This window comes from Kitasatospora sp. Root107 (genome assembly GCF_001424875.1).
In the GTDB taxonomy this organism is placed as follows: Bacteria; Actinomycetota; Actinomycetes; order Streptomycetales; family Streptomycetaceae; genus Kitasatospora.
The window spans coordinates 113,469-115,956 of the sequence record NZ_LMCT01000018.1; the positions used below are offsets into that span (position 1 = coordinate 113,469).

Consider the following 2,488-nt stretch of genomic DNA (forward strand, 5'->3'; position numbering starts at 1 on the left):
GGATGTCAGGCCGGGGTCCGCCGCGCTGATGGGTCTTCAGGGGGCGTGGTCACTACGCGCGAGGCTGGCTGAACCGCAGCATGTTCCCGGCGGGGTCGCGGAAGGCGCAGTCGCGGACGCCGTACGGCTGGTCGATCGGCTCCTGCAGCACCTCGCCGCCGGCGGCGCGGATCCGTTCGAAGGTGGCGTCGCAGTCCTCGGTCGAGAAGATGACCCCGCGCAGCAGGCCCTTCGCCAGCAGCTCGGCCATGGCCTCCTTGTCGGCGGCGGGGGCGTTCGGGTCCGCGAGGGGCGGCTCGAGCACGATCTCCACGCCGGGCTGCGACGGCGCCCCGACGGTCACCCAGCGCATCCCCTCGAACCCGACGTCGTTGCGCACCTCGAGGCCGAGCACATCCCGGTAGAACGGGATCGCCTTCTCGTGGTCGTCGACGGCGATGAAGCACTGTGAAAGCTTGATGTCCATGCGTTTCACGCTACGGGCGGGCCGTGGGTTTTGCTTCTCCATTCCTGACCGGTCGGGTGTGGATCTTGGCGACGCAGGCCGGGACGGCGGCGCCCTCGTCATGGCTGCGGGCCCGGTACGTGCTCGGGCTCTCGCCGACCAGCTCGGTGAACCGTGAGCTGAACGACCCGAGCGAGGTACAGCCGACCTCGAAGCAGACCTCCGTCACCGACAGGTCACCCCGCCGCAGCAGCGCCTTGGCCCGCTCGATCCGGCGCGTCATCAGGTAGCTGTACGGCGTCTCCCCGAAGGCCGCGCGGAAGCTGCGGGAGAAGTGGCCCGGCGACATCAGGGCGGTGCGCGCCAGAGCCGGCACGTCGAGCGGCTCCGCGTAGTCGCGGTCCACCTGGTCACGGGCCCGGCGCAGTCGGGCGAGGTCCTCCAACGTCATGCCACCACCATCCCACAGCGCTGGATCATGTTGGGCGGGTACGGGCGCAGCGTCGGTCCGGCCAGCAGACGGACAGCACGGCTGAGGGGGAGGAGGGTTACTCCGGATCGACTGGGTCGTTCTTCCGGTGTGCGTACTGTTACCGAGGCCAGCGACGTGGCCGTTGATGAAACGTTTCTCCGCCAAGTTCCCATCTTTGCTCACCTCGCTGAGCTCTGGGAGGCCCGTGGGTGGACGGTCCCCGGCCGGAGCGATCCGGAGTGGGAACGGCTCACCCGACCACCCCGGAGCTTCCGGCCGGAATCCGGCACGAACCACGCGTCGCCGGTGGGGTGGTGACGGTGCGTCGTCTGTCCAGGGTGCCCGTCCAGGGCCACGGCGCTCCGACCGTGGCCGCCCCGCTCGACCTGCAGCTCGTGGTGGCCCCCGGCTCGGCCGTCCCGGTGGCCGCCTGTCTGAGATACGAGGTGCGGGACCCGTACGCGGTGTTCCTGGACATCCACGTCGGGCTGGACGAGCCGATCGTCTGGACCTTCGCCCGGGAGCTGTTGGCGACCGGCCTGCGGGAGTGGGCGGGAGTCGGCGACGTGTCGGTCCACCCGGGGCCGGGTGGCGGGCAGAGTGTCTACGTCTCGCTCCGCGGTGAGAGCGGTGGGGCCGTGCTGCGGGCCCGGAGCACCGACGTCGGGGGCTTCCTGTGGCGGACCGAGCGGCTCGTCCCGATCGGATCGGAACGGGACCGTTTCGACCTTGACCTGCTGCTGTGCCGGCTGCTGAGGCATCCCGATCCCAGCCGGGCGGAGAGCTGTGGGTCGACGGCTCGTCGGCCGGGGCCGAAAATCTTTTCGGCCGGGTGTGTAACGTCCAGGCGGTGTCGTGGCGTGGGTGCTGTGACAACGGAGACCGGAAGGACCATCTGGTGGGGGAAGCACCCGCGGACTTCATGGAGTTCGCCCATGCCTGCAGCGGGCAGCTCTTCCGCACGGCGTGCCTGCTCACCGGAGACTGGCACCTGGCAGAGGACCTGGTCCAGGAGACGCTCGCGAAGATGTACCGCTCCTGGTCGCGGATCGACCGCACCCAGGCTCCGGTGGCGTATGCGCACACCGTGCTGACCCGGACGTTCATCTCGCAGCGCAGGCTCCGTCGTTCCGGCGAGCGGCCGACGGGTGAACTGCCCGACCAGGCCGGCCAGTCGGAGGACCCGGCCCTGCGGATGGCCCTGTTGGAGGCGCTGGCCCAGCTCTCGGTGAAGGACCGCACGGTGCTCGTCCTGCGTTACTGGGAGGACCGGTCGGTGGAGGAGACCGCGCAGCTGACCGGCATGACCATCGGCTCCGTACGCGTGCGGAGCCTTCGCGCCCGGGAGCGGCTGAGACAGGTCCTCGGCCACGACTTCGCCGAGCTGGTCCGGGCATGACGACACCGCGCCCGCAGCTCCCGCACTTCGACCGACCGGAGAGCACCGTGCCCCACGAGCAGGACTTCGACCAGGAGCTGTACGACGCGCTCGGCCTCGCCACCCGCGGGTTCTCCCCGCACAGCCACGACCTGGTCCAACGGGCCGCGCTGCGGGGGAGGCGGCTGCACCG

3 protein-coding genes and 1 pseudogene are annotated in these 2,488 nt (G+C 70.5%); 2 read left to right on the forward strand and 2 right to left on the reverse strand.

The features are described 5' to 3' along the window. Positions 1-52 precede the first annotated feature (52 nt). Positions 53-466, reverse strand: a complete 414-nt coding sequence (locus tag ASC99_RS18355; protein WP_057233416.1) for a VOC family protein — start codon at positions 464-466, stop codon at positions 53-55. A 10-nt stretch (positions 467-476) separates the two neighbouring features. Then, positions 477-896 carry a helix-turn-helix transcriptional regulator gene (locus tag ASC99_RS18360; protein ID WP_057233315.1) on the reverse strand — a complete coding sequence of 140 codons (420 nt, stop codon included), beginning with the start codon at positions 894-896 and terminating at the stop codon, positions 477-479. Between the two features lie 443 nt (positions 897-1,339). Between ASC99_RS18360 and ASC99_RS40655 the strand changes: the two are divergent. After that, a pseudogene (locus ASC99_RS40655) lies at positions 1,340-1,618 on the forward strand (SsgA family sporulation/cell division regulator); the annotation flags it as partial. Between the two features lie 197 nt (positions 1,619-1,815). Further along, positions 1,816-2,316, forward strand: a complete 501-nt coding sequence (locus tag ASC99_RS18365) for a SigE family RNA polymerase sigma factor (RefSeq protein WP_057233317.1) — start codon at positions 1,816-1,818, stop codon at positions 2,314-2,316. Positions 2,317-2,488: the final 172 nt, after the last annotated feature.